Origin of the sequence: Neisseria macacae ATCC 33926 (assembly GCF_022749495.1) — a bacterium.
In the GTDB taxonomy this organism is placed as follows: domain Bacteria; phylum Pseudomonadota; class Gammaproteobacteria; order Burkholderiales; family Neisseriaceae; genus Neisseria; species Neisseria macacae.
Genome location: NZ_CP094241.1, coordinates 1,767,346 through 1,784,075 on the forward strand (window position 1 = coordinate 1,767,346; position 16,730 = coordinate 1,784,075).

21 protein-coding genes are annotated in these 16,730 nt (G+C 50.6%); 12 read left to right on the forward strand and 9 right to left on the reverse strand.

Features of this window, described 5'->3' with window-relative positions:
* Positions 1-128: 128 nt before the first annotated feature.
* Entirely contained in the window at positions 129-611 is a 483-nt protein-coding gene (ybaK, locus tag MON40_RS08510; RefSeq protein ID WP_003765517.1) for a Cys-tRNA(Pro) deacylase, read from the reverse strand.
* A gap of 237 nt (positions 612-848) precedes the next feature.
* Here ybaK and MON40_RS08515 point away from each other — a divergent pair, with 237 nt between their 5' ends.
* Together MON40_RS08515 and recA are read left to right on the forward strand one after the other, a co-directional pair.
* On the forward strand, positions 849-1,199 hold the full coding sequence (locus MON40_RS08515; protein WP_003777887.1) for a RidA family protein: 351 nt from the start codon (positions 849-851) through the stop codon (positions 1,197-1,199).
* Between the two features lie 262 nt (positions 1,200-1,461).
* Entirely contained in the window at positions 1,462-2,508 is a 1,047-nt protein-coding gene (gene recA, locus MON40_RS08520; RefSeq protein ID WP_003777882.1) for a recombinase RecA, read from the forward strand.
* Between the two features lie 83 nt (positions 2,509-2,591).
* Here recA and grxD read toward each other — a convergent pair whose 3' ends face one another.
* Entirely contained in the window at positions 2,592-2,903 is a 312-nt protein-coding gene (gene grxD / locus MON40_RS08525) for a Grx4 family monothiol glutaredoxin (RefSeq protein ID WP_003777880.1), read from the reverse strand.
* Between the two features lie 291 nt (positions 2,904-3,194).
* Between grxD and MON40_RS08530 the strand changes: the two genes are divergently transcribed.
* From MON40_RS08530 to MON40_RS08540, 3 genes are read left to right on the forward strand one after another with little or no spacing between them, the layout of a single operon-like run.
* Positions 3,195-3,467, forward strand: coding sequence for an ACT domain-containing protein (locus MON40_RS08530; RefSeq protein WP_003765481.1), 273 nt, complete (start codon positions 3,195-3,197; stop codon positions 3,465-3,467).
* Positions 3,468-3,486: 19 nt separating this feature from the next.
* A complete protein-coding gene (locus tag MON40_RS08535) occupies positions 3,487-4,305 on the forward strand; it encodes an NYN domain-containing protein (RefSeq protein WP_003777878.1) in 819 nt (272 codons plus the stop codon).
* A gap of 54 nt (positions 4,306-4,359) precedes the next feature.
* Positions 4,360-5,718, forward strand: a complete 1,359-nt coding sequence (locus tag MON40_RS08540) for a PFL family protein (RefSeq protein WP_003777876.1) — start codon at positions 4,360-4,362, stop codon at positions 5,716-5,718.
* 73 nt (positions 5,719-5,791) lie between these two features.
* Here MON40_RS08540 and MON40_RS08545 read toward each other — a convergent pair whose 3' ends face one another.
* From MON40_RS08545 to rnc, 4 genes are all read right to left on the reverse strand, one after another.
* Positions 5,792-6,688, reverse strand: a complete 897-nt coding sequence (locus tag MON40_RS08545; protein ID WP_242925829.1) for an IS3 family transposase — start codon at positions 6,686-6,688, stop codon at positions 5,792-5,794.
* Complete coding sequence (locus MON40_RS08550) at positions 6,592-6,942, reverse strand: helix-turn-helix domain-containing protein (protein WP_003756443.1); 351 nt, start codon at positions 6,940-6,942, stop codon at positions 6,592-6,594. Before MON40_RS08550 ends, MON40_RS08545 begins: the two co-directional genes overlap by 97 nt.
* A gap of 115 nt (positions 6,943-7,057) precedes the next feature.
* Positions 7,058-7,984, reverse strand: a complete 927-nt coding sequence (era, locus tag MON40_RS08555; protein WP_003777874.1) for a GTPase Era — start codon at positions 7,982-7,984, stop codon at positions 7,058-7,060.
* 67 nt (positions 7,985-8,051) lie between these two features.
* Positions 8,052-8,771: a ribonuclease III gene (gene rnc / locus MON40_RS08560; protein ID WP_003758637.1), complete on the reverse strand. Its 720-nt coding sequence runs from the start codon at positions 8,769-8,771 to the stop codon at positions 8,052-8,054.
* 271 nt (positions 8,772-9,042) lie between these two features.
* Here rnc and MON40_RS08565 point away from each other — a divergent pair, with 271 nt between their 5' ends.
* The 7 genes from MON40_RS08565 to MON40_RS08600 all read left to right on the forward strand — a co-directional run bounded on the left by MON40_RS08565 (position 9,043) and on the right by MON40_RS08600 (position 15,281).
* Positions 9,043-9,366, forward strand: a complete 324-nt coding sequence (locus tag MON40_RS08565; RefSeq protein WP_003765484.1) for a DUF2185 domain-containing protein — start codon at positions 9,043-9,045, stop codon at positions 9,364-9,366.
* A gap of 75 nt (positions 9,367-9,441) precedes the next feature.
* The gene (gene ribH, locus MON40_RS08570) at positions 9,442-9,921 is read left to right on the forward strand and encodes a 6,7-dimethyl-8-ribityllumazine synthase (protein ID WP_003777871.1); all 480 of its coding nucleotides are present in this window, start codon (positions 9,442-9,444) and stop codon (positions 9,919-9,921) included.
* Between the two features lie 145 nt (positions 9,922-10,066).
* The gene (gene nusB / locus MON40_RS08575; protein ID WP_003777869.1) at positions 10,067-10,498 is read left to right on the forward strand and encodes a transcription antitermination factor NusB; all 432 of its coding nucleotides are present in this window, start codon (positions 10,067-10,069) and stop codon (positions 10,496-10,498) included.
* Positions 10,499-10,504: 6 nt separating this feature from the next.
* Positions 10,505-10,855 carry a hypothetical protein gene (locus MON40_RS08580; protein ID WP_003777868.1) on the forward strand — a complete coding sequence of 117 codons (351 nt, stop codon included), beginning with the start codon at positions 10,505-10,507 and terminating at the stop codon, positions 10,853-10,855.
* A gap of 490 nt (positions 10,856-11,345) precedes the next feature.
* Positions 11,346-13,427 (forward strand): carbon starvation CstA family protein, encoded by a 2,082-nt coding sequence (locus MON40_RS08590; RefSeq protein ID WP_003777867.1) that lies wholly within the window; start codon positions 11,346-11,348, stop codon positions 13,425-13,427.
* Entirely contained in the window at positions 13,417-13,611 is a 195-nt protein-coding gene (locus MON40_RS08595; protein WP_003744600.1) for a YbdD/YjiX family protein, read from the forward strand. Before MON40_RS08590 ends, MON40_RS08595 begins: the two co-directional genes overlap by 11 nt.
* A 401-nt stretch (positions 13,612-14,012) precedes the next feature.
* Positions 14,013-15,281, forward strand: a complete 1,269-nt coding sequence (locus MON40_RS08600) for a DUF945 family protein (protein WP_003777866.1) — start codon at positions 14,013-14,015, stop codon at positions 15,279-15,281.
* A gap of 298 nt (positions 15,282-15,579) precedes the next feature.
* On the opposite strand, the gene MON40_RS08605 is transcribed toward MON40_RS08600, so the two are convergent.
* The 3 genes from MON40_RS08605 to MON40_RS08615 form a co-directional block, all read right to left on the reverse strand.
* The gene (locus MON40_RS08605; protein ID WP_003761628.1) at positions 15,580-15,990 is read right to left on the reverse strand and encodes an MliC family protein; all 411 of its coding nucleotides are present in this window, start codon (positions 15,988-15,990) and stop codon (positions 15,580-15,582) included.
* A 273-nt stretch (positions 15,991-16,263) separates the two neighbouring features.
* Complete coding sequence (gene ykgO / locus MON40_RS08610) at positions 16,264-16,389, reverse strand: type B 50S ribosomal protein L36 (RefSeq protein ID WP_003685279.1); 126 nt, start codon at positions 16,387-16,389, stop codon at positions 16,264-16,266.
* Positions 16,389-16,664, reverse strand: coding sequence for a type B 50S ribosomal protein L31 (locus tag MON40_RS08615; protein ID WP_003765525.1), 276 nt, complete (start codon positions 16,662-16,664; stop codon positions 16,389-16,391). The genes ykgO and MON40_RS08615 overlap by 1 nt, the downstream gene beginning before the upstream one ends.
* Between the last annotated feature and the right edge of the window lie 66 nt (positions 16,665-16,730).

The following is a 16,730-nucleotide window of genomic DNA, read 5'->3' on the forward strand; positions in this document are numbered from 1 at the left end:
TGAAATCACGGCAACAGGCTGTTTGACAGAATGAAAACAGATATAAAATCAGGCATTGTGTTCTTTTTATAAAACCTTCAAATTTGCCCGAATCTGCGTTTCCCGACTTAAAACCGTTTTGCATCCCTTTAGACGGCGACCTGTACATCCTGCGGATTCAAAGCCCGCAAAGCCTGCGGACTGACACCGATGATGAATCCGCGTTTGCCGCCGTTGATATAAACTTTCTCCAAATCCCAAATACTTTTTTCAACATACACAGGCAACCGGGTTTTCATACCGAAAGGCGTCGTCCCGCCCACCAGATAGCCCGTCCATTTGTTTGCCTGTTTCGGATCGGCAGGCTCGATGTGTTTCATGCCCAAATCGCGCGCCAGATTGCGGGTCGAAATCTGCTTATCGCCGTGCATCACGACGACCAGCCCTTTCTTCGCTTCGTTTTGCAGCACGATGGTTTTGACCACCTGATGCTCGTCCACACCGAACAACTGTGCAAACTGCCCTGTCCCGCCGTGTTCCTCATAAACATAAATATAAGGCTCAAAATCAATTTGATGTGTACGCAAGAAACGGACGGCAGGAGTAACCGGATAATCGGTATTTTTGCTCATGATGCAGTTCCAATAATATTCAGACGACCTAAAATTAATATGACAATGACGCGTAAAAATAGTTTCCGCATCTTTTCAAAAACAACAAAACCGCCCGCCTGCTGTGGCAGACAATCAAGCTGAATGTTACCATAAGCCCCTGCCCAATATCCGCCATCCTGTTCCAACAAAATCGGAAAACCGAAATCCGACAACAGGACAGAATGCCCCGCATGCCACAACCTCAAGGAATATCAAATGAATATCCGATACCTCGGTACCACCGAACGCTACTCCGAAGCCGTCTGCGCCGGAGGATTCGTCTTCCTCTCAGGCATGGTTCCCGAAAATCCCGAAGCCGATGCCAAAGCCCAGACCGAAAATGTCTTGGCACAAATCGACCGTTGGCTTGAAAAATGCGGCTCCGACAAAGCACACATCCTCGAAGCCACCATCTTCCTGACCGATATGAACGACTACGCCGCCATGAACGAAGCCTGGGATGCCTGGACAGCCCCCGGCCGCGCCCCTGCCCGCGCCTGCATCGAAGCCAAACTCGCCAAACCGGAATGGGCGGTCGAAATCAAAATATCCGCCGTGTGCAAGTGATTGGATTGTGCAAGGGGTCGTCTGAAAACTGTCGCTGATTTTCAAACGACCTCTGCAACAAATAAAATCTGCAACACCGATACGCTCAAAAACCAGAAAACATTTAATATCATTATAAACAAATAGTTATTTAAAATCTTCCGAGTAAGCCCACCTACACTCCAAAATAAAATCGAAATAAACTATACTTTTTCTTAATTTATGAGATAATAGCTAAACAAATTCTTAGCTAAATTCATCAACATCAAACGAGAACAACACTATGTCAGACGAAAAAAGCAAAGCCCTAGCCGCCGCCCTTGCCCAAATTGAAAAAAACTTCGGCAAAGGTTCCATCATGAAAATGGACGGCAGCCAGCAAGAAGAAAACCTTGACGTCATCTCCACCGGCTCGCTCGGTGTGGACTTGGCGCTCGGCGTCGGCGGTCTGCCGCGCGGCCGCGTCGTCGAAATCTTCGGCCCCGAATCCTCCGGTAAAACCACGCTCTGTCTCGAAGCCATTGCTCAATGCCAGAAAAACGGCGGTATCTGCGCCTTTATCGACGCCGAACACGCCTTCGACCCCGTTTACGCCCGCAAACTCGGCGTTAAAGTAGAAGAACTCTACCTCTCCCAACCCGATACCGGCGAACAGGCTCTGGAAATCTGCGACACGCTGGTGCGCTCCGGCGGCGTGGACATGGTCGTTGTCGACTCCGTAGCCGCCCTCGTGCCCAAAGCCGAAATCGAAGGCGAAATGGGCGACAGCCACGTCGGCCTGCAAGCCCGCTTGATGAGCCAAGCCCTGCGCAAACTGACCGGCCACATCAAACGCACCAACACACTGGTCGTCTTCATCAACCAAATCCGCATGAAAATCGGCGTGATGTTCGGCAGCCCCGAAACCACCACCGGCGGTAACGCCCTCAAATTCTACGCCTCCGTCCGCCTCGACATCCGCCGCACCGGACAAATCAAAAAAGGCGACGACGTCATCGGCAACGAAACCAAAGTCAAAGTCATCAAAAACAAAGTAGCACCCCCGTTCCGCCAAGCCGAATTCGATATCCTGTACGGCGAAGGCGTAAGCTGGGAAGGCGAACTGATCGACCTCGGCGTCAAATACGACATCGTTGAAAAATCAGGCGCATGGTACAGCTACAACGGCGCCAAAATCGGACAAGGCAAAGACAACGTCCGCGTATGGTTGAAAGAAAATCCCGAAATCGCCAACGAAATCGACGCCAAAATCCGCGCCGCCGCGGGCATCAACATCGATATCACCGAAGGCAAACTGGACGACACCGACGGCGAACGTCCCGAGGAATAAACCCCTCTTAAGTCTTGGTTAAAATGAAAAGAGGTCGTCTGAAATATTTCAGACGACCTCTTCATGATTCCGTATCAGGCAAATCAAACTTTCAGCAATTCTTGCAGCTCACCTGCTTCGTACATTTCCATCAAAATATCGGAACCGCCGACAAACTCTCCGTTTACGTAGAGTTGCGGGATGGTCGGCCAATCGCTGTATTCTTTGATACCTTGGCGGACGGCATCGTTTTCCAAAACATTCACGGTAACGTAATCAGTGCAGCCTGCGGCGCTGAGGATTTGTACGGCGCGTGAAGAGAAGCCGCATTGCGGAAACTGCTTCGTACCCTTCATAAACAAAACAACGCGGTGGGTGGTAACAACTTCTTTGATTTGGTCGTGGATAGATGTCATGGTTTAATCCTTATTTACATGAATCGGTTAATCGGAATTTGCGCCATTATACGCAAATTGACGTGTTTGGGTACGCCTGTTTGCATGGATATTTGAACAAATTAATATCGGTTTACCCAAAATCCCCCAATCGCAAACCTGCCGATCATCCTCAGCCCATCCTATTCAATACGCAGCCGCCCCAACCGACAAACCTGAAAATTGTCAACAATCCAAGCCATCTTATTTTAAAGCGGTGCTATAATTCCCCGAACCAGATTTTTCAGACGACCCCTACAAGGATCCTGACTTATGAACAATTCAGTCATCACCGTCATCGGCAAAGACCGCGTCGGCATCGTGTACGACGTTTCCAGAATTTTGGCGGAAAACCAAATCAACATCCTCAATATCAGCCAGCAGCTGATGGACGATTTCTTCACCATGATTATCTTGGTGGATACCTCGAAATGCCCCAAATCGCGGCAGGAAATGCTGGATTTGTTTGCGGAAGAGAGCAAAAAACTCGCGCTCGACATCCGCATGCAAAACGAAGAAATCTTCCAAGCCATGCACCGCATTTGATTTTAGGAACTCTAAAATTATGTCAAAAAATAAAATTAGTTTTAATGTAGCTGAAGAGAAATCTGCACGGCTGGCTGTTTTAATTGATGCTGATAATGCGTCAGCGCAAACCATTGATGCGATTTTAGAAGAAACAACTAAATTCGGTGAAGCAATGGTAAAACGCATCTATGGCAACTTTGTTGGTGACAACGGTAAATGGAAAGCTGTCATTAATGAGCATGCTATCAAACCTATGCAGCAATTCGCCTACACCACAGGTAAAAATGCCACTGACGGTTTTATGATTATTGATGCGATGGATTTACTCTATACCGGCCGTTTTGATGGTTTTTGTTTGGTATCTAGTGATAGTGACTTTACTGCACTGGCTATCCGGTTGAAGGAGCAAGGTGTAACAGTTTATGGTTTCGGCAAAAAGCAAACGCCTGAAGCTTTCCGTAATGCGTGCAGCCAATTTATCTATGTAGAAAACTTGATGCCTGAACCCGCACAAAAAGACACAGTAACCGATAAACCACAGAAACCAACAGAGAAACAGATTCAAACAGTCTCTCCCGAAAATGCTCAAGCTCAACCGAAAATTGCCGAACAACTTGAGAACAAACTACCGTTGGAGACTATACATAAAATTTTCGAACATGCGGATAGTGAATGGATGGCTATGACTGCATTCGGTGCCACTTGGAAACGCTTGCAGGTAGATTTTGACCCACGTAATTACGGTTGTAAGAAATTTACCGATTTAGTAAAAAAATATTCTGATGTGTTTGATTACGAGATGCGAAAAACTGCTGAAGGCACGCAAGAGCATATGTATGTCAAGCTTAAAGTCTAATCGAAGGTCGTCTAAAAATATTTTTCAGACGACCTGCAAGAAAGGCCGAGTCCCATGAACAATTTCCACAGTAATGAGATACTTGAAACCGTCAAAATGGTTGCCGACCAGCATTTCGACGTCCGCACCATTACCATAGGCATTGATTTGCACGACTGTATCAGAACCGACATCGATGTGTTGAACCAAAATATTTACAACAAAATCACCACTGTCGGCAAAGATTTGGTCGCTACGGCGAAACATCTCTCCGCCAAATACGGCGTGCCGATTGTGAATCAGCGTATTTCCGTCACGCCGATTGCCCAAATCGCGGCGGCAACCAAAGCCGATTCTTACGTCAGCGTGGCGCAGACTTTGGACAAGGCAGCCAAAGCCATCGGCGTATCCTTTATCGGCGGCTTTTCCGCGCTGGTGCAAAAAGGCATGTCGCCTTCAGACGAGGTGTTAATCCGCTCCATTCCCGAAGCGATGAAGACTACCGACATCGTGTGCAGCTCCATCAATATCGGCAGCACGCGCGCCGGTATCAATATGGATGCGGTCAAACTGGCGGGCAAAACCATCAAACGCACGGCGGAAATCACGCCCGAAGGTTTCGGCTGCGCCAAAATCGTCGTGTTCTGCAACGCAGTGGAAGACAACCCGTTTATGGCGGGCGCGTTTCACGGTTCGGGCGAAGCGGACGCCGTTATCAACGTCGGCGTATCGGGACCGGGCGTGGTCAAAGCCGCGCTGGAAAATTCGGACGCGGTCAGCCTGACCGAAGTCGCCGAAGTCGTGAAGAAAACCGCCTTCAAAATCACCCGCGTGGGTGAACTCATCGGCCGCGAAGCCTCGAAAATACTGGGCATCCCATTCGGCATTCTCGATTTGTCGCTGGCACCGACCCCCGCCGTCGGCGACTCGGTGGCACGCATCCTTGAAGAAATGGGCTTGAGCGTTTGCGGTACGCACGGCACGACGGCTGCCTTGGCATTGCTGAACGATGCCGTGAAAAAAGGCGGCATGATGGCTTCCAGCGCGGTCGGCGGGTTGAGCGGCGCGTTTATCCCCGTTTCCGAAGACGAAGGCATGATTGCCGCTGCCGAAGCAGGTGTGCTGACGCTGGACAAACTTGAAGCAATGACCGCCGTCTGCTCGGTCGGGCTGGACATGATTGCCGTTCCCGGCGATACGCCCGCGCACACGATTTCCGGCATCATCGCCGACGAAGCCGCCATCGGTATGATCAACAGCAAAACCACCGCCGTGCGCATCATTCCGGTAACGGGCAAAACCGTCGGCGACAGCGTCGAGTTCGGCGGCCTGCTGGGCTACGCGCCCGTGATGCCGGTTAAAGAAGGTTCGTGCGAAGTGTTCGTCAACCGCGGCGGCAGGATTCCCGCGCCGGTGCAGTCGATGAAGAACTGATTGCCTGACCATGAAAAAGGTCGTCTGAAAACTTGAACTGGCCCCCAAATCTTGGACACTCATAAAAGCCTATTCAGGCGCTCTGTGCAAGCTGGGTTCTGTATGCGACAGGACTCAGCTTTTTCAATTTCAAACTGCAACGCTCCCGGTTGTAGTAATCCATATAGTCATCTATCTGCTTCATCAATTCATCTACCGTCAATTCACCTGCGTTATAGAAACACTCCGTCTTTAACACCGCAAAGAAGCTTTCCATCGGCGCATTGTCCCAACAGTTCGCCTTTCGCGACATGCTTTGAACCATGGAATGCTCCGCAAGCAATTCCCTATACCCCGCCGTACGGTACAGCACACCTTGGTCCGAATGAAGCATCGTTCCTTTATCAGTCAGACGGGGGGCGGCTTTTTCGAGCATTTCCTTCACCATTTCGCTGTCGGCTCTGCGGCTCATGGCGTAGGCGACGATTTCTCGGTTGAACAAGTCCAATATCGGCGAGAGGTACAGTTTGCCGTCCTTTCCTTTGAGTTCGGTCACGTCGGTCAGCCATTTTTCGTTAGGCTTTTCAGCTTTGAATAGGCGTTTGAGGAGGTGTTCCGATATTTCGCCCATGGCGGGATGGCGGTAGGCTTTTTTCGCCCGTATGAGGGCTTTCAGCCCTAGCTGCCTCATCAACCGCGCCGCTTTTTTGCGGTTCCAACCCAATGCTGCGGCAATGCGCCTTTGTCCGTAGCGTCCTTTATGCCGCCGGTAGGTTTCGACAAGGAGGGCTTTGTCGGCTGCGTCGGTGTCGGGCTGGTCTTGGTGGTGGTAGTAAAAGCTGCTTTTGGGCAGGTTTGCGATGTGCAGCAGGTATTTGAGCGGGTGTTGCGCCCTCAGTGTTTGGACGGTTTGGCTTTGTCCTTTTCGGTCTGTTTTTGGCTGAGGGCTTTTAACTCCTTTAGGTAGGCGACCTCTGCGCGCATATAGCACAACTCTTCGATAAGCTCTGCCTGCGTTTTTTCTTGGTCGGGTTTGTCGGCGATGAAGGGGTTTTTGCGGTGTTGGGGCATGGTTTTGGATTGGGGATGTTCGAGTGCGCCGATACCGCCTTCTTGATAGGCGCGTATCCATCGTCTCAGGTGGGTTCGGGAAATGCCGTAGTGGTCTGCGGTACGTTGTTGGCTGCGTATATGCAGGTAGTGGAGTACGGCTTGGTATTTGAAGTGTAATGTATATTTGCTCATAAAAAAACTGCACCTTGTGAGTTGGAGGGGATGTCCAACTTTTGGGGTGCAGTTCAACTTGCAATGCTTGTTTTCAGACGACCTTTGTTTATTTGAGACTGTATTTTCAGACGACCTACAAACCCAATTCCCTGAGGAAGCGCACGTCGTCCGCCCAGCCTGATTTGACCTTGACCCAAACCTTTAAAAACACTTTGGTATCAAACAGTTTTTCCATATCGAGACGGGCTTCGGTGGAGATTTTTTTCAGTTTTTCCCCACCTTTGCCGATTAAGATGGCTTTTTGGCTGTCTTTATCGACCAATACGGCGATGTAAATTCGGTAGAGTCCGTTTTCCTCTTCTTCGAATTGTTCGATTTCCACATTCATGGCGTAGGGCAGCTCTTCACCGAGGTAGCGGAACAGTTTTTCGCGCACGATTTCGGTGGCGAGGAAACGGCTGGAACGGTCGGTCACCATTTCTTCCGGATACATCGGCACGCTTTGGGGCAGGTAAGGTCTGAGGCGCGCGAGCAGGTTGGCGATGCCCAATCCGTGTTTGGCGCTGACGGTTTCATGCCCTACAAATTTGAATTCTGCGCTGATTTGGTCGATAAATTCCTGCAAACCGCTGCTGCCCGCTTTGTTTTTGTCGATTTTGTTGATAACGAGGATGACGGGCGTGTTTGTCGGCAGTTGTTTCATCACGATGCGGTCAGCATCGGTAAAGCGCATGGCTTCGACGACGAAAACGACGGCATCGACGCCGCTCAACGCTTCGGTTACGTTTTGATTGAGGCGGTCATTCAGAGCGTTGCGGTGTTTGGTTTGGAAACCGGGGGTATCGACGAAAACGAATTGGGCGGTGTCGTCGGTGTAAATGCCGGTAACGCGGTTGCGCGTGGTTTGGGCTTTTTTACTGGTGATGCTGATTTTTTGCCCGATGAGGTGGTTCATCAGCGTGGACTTGCCGACGTTGGGGCGGCCGACAATAGCGACGAAGCCGCAGCGGTAGTCGGTGGGATGGCTGGATTCGTTTTGCAGGAAGGTTTCGATGTCCATGATGGCTTTCTGTTTGACGTTTCAGACGACCTTTTCGTATCCCTAGGTCGTCTGAAAAATAAATCGGCTATTTTTTCGCTTTTTTCAAAGGATGGTGTTGTTCGAGCCATTGCAGCGCTTCTTTGGCGGCTTGCTGCTCGGCAACTTTGCGGCTGCTGCCTTGTGCTTTGCAGATAAAACCGAGTTCGCCCAAGTCGCATGAAATCAGGAACATACTGTCATTGGCATGTCCAATTTGTTCTTCAATGCGGTATTTGGGCAGGGCAAGGCGGCGGGCTTGGAGGGCTTCTTGCAGGGCGGTTTTATTGTCTTTGCCCTGCGTTTTGAAATCGGCGCGTTTGACGCGTTCGGCAAACAAGTGCCGCACCACTTTCTCCGCCTCGGCGAAATCCGCGTCAAAGCTGACGGCGGCAAACATCGCTTCCATAGCATCGGCAAGGATGGAGGGTCGTCTGAATCCGCCGCTTTTCAACTCGCCTGCACCCAAATAAAGCCCGTCGCCGACATTCATTTCCAAAGCGATTTCCGCCAACACGCCTTCATTGACCAAGCTTGCGCGCAAACGCGACAACTCACCTTCGGTCAGCTTGGGGAACGCATCAAACAACATTTTGGCGACGGTGTAGTTCAAAATCGAATCGCCGACGAACTCGAAACGCTCGTTGTTTTTCGCATGGTAGCTGCGGTGGGTCAGCGCCTGCTGCAAAAGCGCGGTATCTTTGAAATGGTAACCCAGTTTATTCTGAATGGCGGCATGCGCCTGCTGTTTTAACACATCTGTTTTCATGAGGACGTTTGTCTTTCTTCTTGCTTCGGCGTATCGGGCGGGAGGCGGCAAAAATCCGGCTTCCCAAACCAACCCGAATGCGTTTCGGCACTTCATGCAAATACGGAAACACTTTAGGGCTGCAACAGTCGTCTGAAACACAGTTCAGCCCGTTTCAGACGACCAGCATTGTACCATCAAACCATAAGCGGCAAATATAAAGATACACGGTGCAGAGGCTGCCCTAATCATGATAAAATCCGCACAATTTTTACGGCATGCACACACCGCAATGAATAAATTTGCCCAAGCCCTCTCAGCCGCACTCGACCGCTGCATCGTGACCAATACGGTAGCCAAACAAGGCGAACCCGTCGGCTTCCTCTACCGCGAAGCCCCCGTTTTCGAAAACGACAGCGGCTGGCGCTTCTTCAGCGGCGACGAAACCGACGAATACACCGACGATCCCGACAATTTCAGCGTCGTCAGCCTTTCCGAAATCACCCAGTCCAATCCCGCCATCGCCGCGCTGATAACCCAACCCGAAGGCAGCGCATGGGAAATCGGCGAAGACGGCGAGTTTCAAGCCGTTGCCGACTGGCAGCCGCAGGAATAAATCCCCGATATCGTTTTCAGAAAAGCCACACGTCGTCTGAAAACCCGTTTACCGCTCAAAATACAAGGAAACACCATGAACATCATCGCCCCGAACCTCGACGGCGCACACCTGCGCATCGGCATCGTACAAGCCCGCTTTACCAACGAAATCGGCAGCGAAATGCTCAAAGTCTGCTGCCGCACCCTGCAAGAATTGGGCGTAGCCGACAACAACATCACCATCGCCACCGTACCCGGCGCGCTCGAAGTGCCGCTCGTCCTGCAAAACATGGCAGCCTCCGAGCAATACGACGCGCTGATTGCCATCGGCGTCGTCATCCGCGGCGAAACCTACCACTTCGAACTCGTTTCCAACGAATCCGGTTCAGGCGTAACCCGTGTCGGACTCGACTACAATATCCCCATCGCCAACGCCATCCTGACCACCGAAAACGACGAACAAGCCGTCGCGCGCATTGAAGAAAAAGCCGCCGACGCCGCCAAAGTCGCCGTCGAGTGCGCCAACCTCGTCAACTATCTGATTGAAGAGCAGTTTGACGACGAAGAAGAATAAGCCCGAACGCGAAACCCATAGCTTTGCCGCATTCCGGTTTCGCACCATCTACCGGACAAACCGTTTTCAGACGACCCGTCATCCGACAGAGGTCGTCTGAAACATTCATTACCGCACCCACCGTGCCGCCAACGAAGGAATCCCCATGAAAACCCCACGCCGCCGCGCCCGCGAGTTAGCCGTACAAGCCCTCTACCAAGCCGGCATCAACAACACCGCCGCCCCCGAAATCGCCAAAAACATCCAAGACCAGCCCGACTTTGCCAAAGCAGACGAAGAGCTGTTCAACAAACTCTTCTTCGGCACGCACACCTACGCCGCCGAATACATCCAGCAAATCCGCCCCCTGCTCGACCGCGACGAAAAAGACCTCAGCCCCATCGAACGCGCCGTCCTGCTGATGGCATGCCACGAATTGAGCGCGATGCCCGAAACCCCCTACCCCGTCATCATCAACGAAGCCATCGAAGTGACCAAAACCTTCGGCGGCACCGACGGACACAAATTCGTCAACGGCATCCTCGACAAACTCGCCGCCCAACTGCGCCCGAACGACCCGAAACGCGGCAACGCGTAATTTAATATGAAAACTTCCCTCCAACTTCTAACCGCCACCGCTTTGATGTTGTCGACACAGGCCTTTGCCAAAACCCCGCCTCCCGGCGTTTACATGACCATGGATTTGCAGCTTGTCGGTATCCTGGCAAATGGCAGCTATTGCATGGCTGTGCAAAACGAGGTCAAAAACGGCCGCTGGCAAAAAACGCCAAACAGCCTAAAGCTGGACGACAACAAAACGGTCATCTCCGATGACGGCAGCGGCGGCTACGCCCTCAACGGCGAACCGGTCATGCTTATGAACGGCGGCAACACTGCCGGCATGTGTACCACCCTCAAGGAACACGCGGACAGAAAACGGCGTGCCCAACCGTAAACAGGAAGGAACCCATTTACCACTTTCACTCTTCCATGCAAAAGGTCGTCTGAAAACCCAAAATCGGTTTTCAGACGACCTTTCTCTTTGTCAGGATATTGTGTAAAGAATTTGTCAAAAAATAAGCGGTAATATAGTGGATTAAATTTAAATCAGGACAAGGCGACGAAGCCGCAGACAGTACAGATAGTACGGCAAGGCGAGGCAACGCCGTACTGGTTTAAAGTTAATCCACTATATCGTAATGAATGACGATTGCTTGAGTTAAATCTAGCCCGCACATTATCGGATTGTGTTAACCTTACGCTAGGCTTGATAATAGTTAACATTCTAGGGTTTTGGTTCCCTTGTTTATTAATTATCTCAAGCCAGGGTTCCCGCACCATCATCGCTTCATTTTTTTCTTCCATAAATGCTTCGGGATGCAGTTTGTCCCCCCGCAACAATAAGAACCCGAACATTCTCACTCTTGTATTTTAAGGATTAAACAATGAAATCGCTCAAAACGTTCCTTATTTGGGGCATTGTGGTTTTGGTCGGCGTAGCGTCCTTTACCACTTTGGCCATCAGTCGGGGCGAGCAGGTCAGCGCGGTATGGATGGTCACCGCCGCCGTATCGGTGTACTGCATCGCTTACCGTTTTTACAGTCTCTACATCGCCAAATATGTGATGCAGCTTGATCCGAACCGCCTGACGCCCGCCGAGCGGCACAATGACGGTTTGGACTATGTGCCGACACACAAAGGCGTATTGTTCGGACACCACTTTGCCGCGATTGCGGGCGCAGGCCCCTTGGTCGGTCCCGTACTGGCTGCGCAAATGGGTTATCTGCCGGGTACGCTGTGGATTATCTTCGGCGTAGTGTTTGCCGGCGCGGTACAAGACATGATGGTCTTGTTCGTCTCCATGCGCCGCGACGGTAAGTCTTTGGGCGATATCGTAAAACAAGAACTCGGCACCGTCCCGGGCGTGATCGCGTCCATCGGTATTTTGATGATTATGGTCATCATCATGGCGGTGTTGGCGCTGATTGTGGTGAAAGCACTGGTTCACAGCCCTTGGGGTACGTTTACGATTGCTGCCACCATGCCGATTGCGCTGTTTATGGGTATTTACACCCGCTATATCCGTCCGGGCAAAATCGGCGAGATTTCCATCGTCGGCTTTATCCTGCTGATGCTGGCGGTGATTTACGGCGACAATGTGGCACACAGCTCCATCGGTCATTGGTTTGACCTTGACGGCATCCAGCTCACTTGGGCGATTATGATTTACGGCTTCGTAGCATCAGTATTGCCGGTATGGCTGCTGCTGACTCCGCGCGACTATCTCTCTACCTTCCTGAAAATCGGTACGATTGTCGCACTCGCCATCGGTATCCTCATCGTCAGCCCTGCGCTGCAAATGCCTGCCGTAACCCACTTTATCGACGGTTCCGGCCCGGTATTCTCAGGCGCATTGTTCCCGTTCCTCTTCATTACCATTGCTTGTGGTGCGGTTTCAGGCTTCCACGCGCTGATTTCTTCCGGTACTACGCCGAAAATGCTGGAAAACGAAACCCACGTCCGCATGATCGGTTACGGCGGTATGTTGATGGAAAGTTTCGTGGCCATTATGGCGCTTGCCGCTGCCGCATCGCTTGATCCAGGCGTGTACTTCGCCATGAACAGCCCTGCCGCCCTGATCGGTACAGATGCCAATACTGCCGCCGAAGTGATTACCACCAAGCTGCAATTCCCTGTCGATGCCGCAACCCTGTTGCACACCGCTAAGGAAGTGGGCGAAAACACCATCCTGTCCCGTGCAGGCGGTGCGCCAACCCTCGCAGTCGGTATGGCACACATCATGAGCCGCCTGATTCCGGGCGAAGCCATGATGGCATTCTGGTATCACTTTGCCCTGTTGTTTGAAGCCTTGTTCATCCTGACCGCCGTCGATGCAGGTACCCGCGTCGCACGTTTCATGATTCAAGACTTGGGCAGTATCTTCTACAAACCCTTCGGCAACACCGACTCCATCCCCGCCAACCTGATTGCAACCTTCTTCGCCGTGGCATTGTGGGGCTACTTCCTCTACACCGGCGTGACCGACCCGTTGGGCGGCATCAACTCGCTCTGGCCTTTGTTCGGCATCGCCAACCAAATGCTGGCAGGCGTAGCCTTGATTATGTGTGCCGTTGTGCTGATTAAGATGAAACGCGACCGTTATGTCTGGGTGGCACTCGTTCCTGCTGTCGGCGTACTGTTTGTAACCTGCTACGCCGGTCTGCAAAAACTGTTCCACAGCGATCCGCGTGTCAGCTTCCTTGCCCATGCCGGCAAATACAGCGACGCATTGGCTAAAAACGAAGTCCTCGCGCCCGCTAAAGACATCGGCGAAATGTCGCAAATCATCTTTAACGACCAAATCAATGCCGGTCTGACCGCATTGTTCCTCTCCGTCGTCGTCGTCGTTGCCATCTACGGCGTGCGTACCGCCATGAAAGCACGCAAAGTCGGCTGGCCGACCGCCAAAGAAATCCCAGCGGTGTACCGCGACGGCAAACAACCGGAGGCACAAGGTGAAGCGTAAACTCGCCGCTTGGTGGAAAACCGCCAAACTTACCGCCAATCTCATGGCAGGCGTGCCCGATTATGAAAACTACGTTGCCCAACAGCGCAAACATAATCCCAACGCCCCCGTCATGACCGAGCTGCAATTTCAAGACTACTGCCGCAAACGCCGCTGCGGTGCAAACGGCGGAAGATGTTGTTAATCGCTTGAACGGTTGAAAAAAGGTCGTCTGAAAGTTTTCAGACGACCTTTTTATATTACAATATTGGCATTTTTAAAATCGGCATAGGCAAATATAGTGGACTAAATTTAAATCAGGACAAGGCGACGAAGCCGCAGACAGTACAGATAGTACGGAACCGATTCACTTGGTGCTTCAGCACCTTAGAGAATCGTTCTCTTTGAGCTAAGGCGAGGCAACGCCGTACTGGTTTAAAGTTAATCCACTATACCAACAGTTGATCCAATTTCCGCCAAAGCGCAACCCGGCAGCGTCGCAGTTTGAGTTCAACAGGAAACTGCCCTATCTTGCGCAAAGCTGATTTGAATCTACCCGATTCCAACCCATCCATTACATTTTTACCACCTACTTAAGGACAAGACATGAAGAAAAGCATCATTGCGACATTAGTCGGCATCGCCGCACTGGGAGGAGCAACCGTTGGCGGCGGCATTTATGCCGACAACAAATTGAAACAGGAATACTATTTCCAAAACAATCCCGATGCCGACAAACGCCTGAAAATCACTTTGGATAAATTCGACATGGGCCTCACTTCGGGTAAAGCTTCATGGAGGGGCGACATCACGCCCGACTTGTGCCATCAGGACACAAAATTCTCAATACGCGGCGAGGATATCATCACCCGCGGTCTGAACGGCTACACCATCCAAACCAAACTCTATCTGATTGGAGATGACAATAAAGAAATATTCCGGTTGGACGGCAATACCGTGCTTTCTTGGGGTGGCGAATTAGAGGGCAAACTGACCGCACCGGCAGGCTCATTAAACATCGATTCCGACGAAGTCAAATGGGAAACGGCGACTTTGGCTGTCAAAGGCCACAAAGCCGACCATCAGTACCATCTCGATAATTTCAATTTCGAATGGCCCGGCATGACTGCCTCACACCCTGACAAACCTGATAGCCCGGGATACCAATTTAGCTTGAAAAACGTTAAATATCAGGCCGATATGGAAAAAGGTGACACCACTGCATTGCGCAACGGCACATCCCTCTTCACCCTAGACTCTGCCGCATTCAAAATGGGCAACCAAACCTTTGATTTCGCTGTCGACAAAATCAAAGCAGGAAGCAAACAGTCTGCAAAAGACAACAAATACGCTATGGAAGGACAAAGCGAAGTCGAAAACTTCCGCATCAACAACATCAAATTCGACCGCATACATTACAACTTCAACCTCCGCGATATCAATGGCGAAGGTATCGACCGCATCAATAAATTCTTCGACCGTCAAGGTAAAGAGTGCGTCGATATGAACAGTCCCGACACACAAAAAGAACTGATGGAAGCCGTAAAAACCTTTTTAAAAACCGGCATCAAATTCGACTCAAAAGGCAATCAAATCTACTTGAACAACAGCGCAGTCAAAGCCGACGCAGACGCCTCCATTCCGCCTATCGAATATAAAAACGACGAGCAGCTTCAACAAGACCTCCTCAGTAAGCTGAAATACAACGTCAACGCGGAGGTCGATAAAAACTTCATCAGAGAAGTGCTCAAACTGGCTTCTCAATACGATCCCAATATCAAAGAAAGCGATTTGGACAACGTCGTCAAAGAAATGGCAACCGCGCTCAATGCCGAAGTCACCGAAGACAAGCTGATTATCAAACGCAGCCAATAATCCGCCGGCAAACCTGTTGGAAAATATAGCGGATTAAATTTAAATCAGGACAAGGCGACGAAGCCGCAGACAGTACAGATAGTACGGAACCGATTCACTTGGTGCTTCAGCACCTTAGAGAATCGTTCTCTTTGAGCTAAGGCGAGGCAACTCCGTACTGGTTTAAAGTTAATCCACTATACCGACAGGTTTCGCATTTACCCATAGCAAAAGGTCGTCTGAAAATTTCAGGCGACCTTTTTGGTTTCACGGAGATAGGCATCGCAAACCCGCCATCCCCTAACAATTCACGCAGTCATTAACGCTGATTGCAAGAAGTGTCTACTTTGTTGCCATAAGGATCAACGAAGCTGAAGAAGGCTTGGCTGCCTTTTTGATGCCATTCTGCACCTTTACCGAACAGACCGCGGTTGGAAACATAACGCTCGCCGGAACCGGAAACCGCAGAAGACAAGACAGCGCGTTTGTCATCCAGGCTCAACTCGACGCGGTTGGTGTCCAGATTGCGTACAGTCACAGACAAACCGTTTTCACACTCAAAAGATTGGGGCGAACGGCGGTCGCTAGACTGACCACGATCATCATAGTTGCGATCTCCATGGTCATGACGGTGCTCGTGGCGAGGAGCATCATTATCATCATAATCAGGGGCAGCACAAGCGCCCAAGGACAAAACAGCCGCTACGGCCAATACAGCTTTAAGTTTCATATTAATACTCCTGAAAAATGTGGAACTGCATAACAGTCGTTCCATGTTATAAACATCTTTATAGTCTAGCAAGGGAGCTTACCCTAATTTACCTGCACGCCCCGAATGTAGCTTTTTCCAAAGCTCCGTAGTTTTTTCGCAAACATTAAAACTTCCCTCAACCATTGCTTCACACTTACCCGCCCGTCCGAGGTCGTCTGAAAACAAAAAAAACCGCCCACGAAAATCATCGCGAGCGGCAATCCATTGAGAGCATTACAAAATATGAAAACATTACCGCTGACGGGCTTTAAAACGGGGATTGCTTTTACAGATGACGTAAACTTTACCTTTGCGTCGAACGATTTGACAATCGCGATGGCGCTTTTTCGCTGTTTTCAATGAAGACAAAACCTGCATTATTTATCCTTTCTAAAAGACGAAATCATAGATTGGAACCTTTGGTTGAACTTGCTGGCGCGGCCTTCGATATTCACATTGCGCTGTTTGCCCGTATAGACGGGATGCGAGGCAGAAGACGTATCCAAAGAAAATAAGGGATATTCTTTACCATCGTTCCAAACCATCGTTTTGCCGTGCGTATCCGCACAAGAACGGATCAGCCAGCCTTCATTGGCACCACTGTCGTAAAAAAGCACAGTACGGTAATTTTCAGGGTGGATATTCGCTTTCATCATTCCTCCAATAAATGTTATGGTATAACATTATACATCATAAACTTTAAAACACAACCCCGAAAA

Excerpts from the sequence above, each read along its gene's own strand:
- ribH (WP_003777871.1), top strand. The coding sequence starts at position 9,442 with ATGAACATCATCGCCCCGAACCTCGACGGCGCACACCTGCGCATCGGC.
- nusB (WP_003777869.1), top strand. The coding sequence starts at position 10,067 with ATGAAAACCCCACGCCGCCGCGCCCGCGAGTTAGCCGTACAAGCCCTC.
- MON40_RS08590 (WP_003777867.1), top strand. The coding sequence starts at position 11,346 with ATGAAATCGCTCAAAACGTTCCTTATTTGGGGCATTGTGGTTTTGGTC.
- MON40_RS08535 (WP_003777878.1), top strand. The coding sequence starts at position 3,487 with ATGTCAAAAAATAAAATTAGTTTTAATGTAGCTGAAGAGAAATCTGCA.
- ybaK (WP_003765517.1), bottom strand. The coding sequence starts at position 611 with ATGAGCAAAAATACCGATTATCCGGTTACTCCTGCCGTCCGTTTCTTG.
- grxD (WP_003777880.1), bottom strand. The coding sequence starts at position 2,903 with ATGACATCTATCCACGACCAAATCAAAGAAGTTGTTACCACCCACCGC.
- era (WP_003777874.1), bottom strand. The coding sequence starts at position 7,984 with ATGGACATCGAAACCTTCCTGCAAAACGAATCCAGCCATCCCACCGAC.
- ykgO (WP_003685279.1), bottom strand. The coding sequence starts at position 16,389 with ATGCAGGTTTTGTCTTCATTGAAAACAGCGAAAAAGCGCCATCGCGAT.
- MON40_RS08550 (WP_003756443.1), bottom strand. The coding sequence starts at position 6,942 with ATGAGCAAATATACATTACACTTCAAATACCAAGCCGTACTCCACTAC.
- MON40_RS08600 (WP_003777866.1), top strand. The coding sequence starts at position 14,013 with ATGAAGAAAAGCATCATTGCGACATTAGTCGGCATCGCCGCACTGGGA.
- MON40_RS08605 (WP_003761628.1), bottom strand. The coding sequence starts at position 15,990 with ATGAAACTTAAAGCTGTATTGGCCGTAGCGGCTGTTTTGTCCTTGGGC.
- MON40_RS08615 (WP_003765525.1), bottom strand. The coding sequence starts at position 16,664 with ATGAAAGCGAATATCCACCCTGAAAATTACCGTACTGTGCTTTTTTAC.
- MON40_RS08540 (WP_003777876.1), top strand. The coding sequence starts at position 4,360 with ATGAACAATTTCCACAGTAATGAGATACTTGAAACCGTCAAAATGGTT.
- MON40_RS08580 (WP_003777868.1), top strand. The coding sequence starts at position 10,505 with ATGAAAACTTCCCTCCAACTTCTAACCGCCACCGCTTTGATGTTGTCG.
- MON40_RS08565 (WP_003765484.1), top strand. The coding sequence starts at position 9,043 with ATGAATAAATTTGCCCAAGCCCTCTCAGCCGCACTCGACCGCTGCATC.
- rnc (WP_003758637.1), bottom strand. The coding sequence starts at position 8,771 with ATGAAAACAGATGTGTTAAAACAGCAGGCGCATGCCGCCATTCAGAAT.
- recA (WP_003777882.1), top strand. The coding sequence starts at position 1,462 with ATGTCAGACGAAAAAAGCAAAGCCCTAGCCGCCGCCCTTGCCCAAATT.
- MON40_RS08530 (WP_003765481.1), top strand. The coding sequence starts at position 3,195 with ATGAACAATTCAGTCATCACCGTCATCGGCAAAGACCGCGTCGGCATC.
- MON40_RS08515 (WP_003777887.1), top strand. The coding sequence starts at position 849 with ATGAATATCCGATACCTCGGTACCACCGAACGCTACTCCGAAGCCGTC.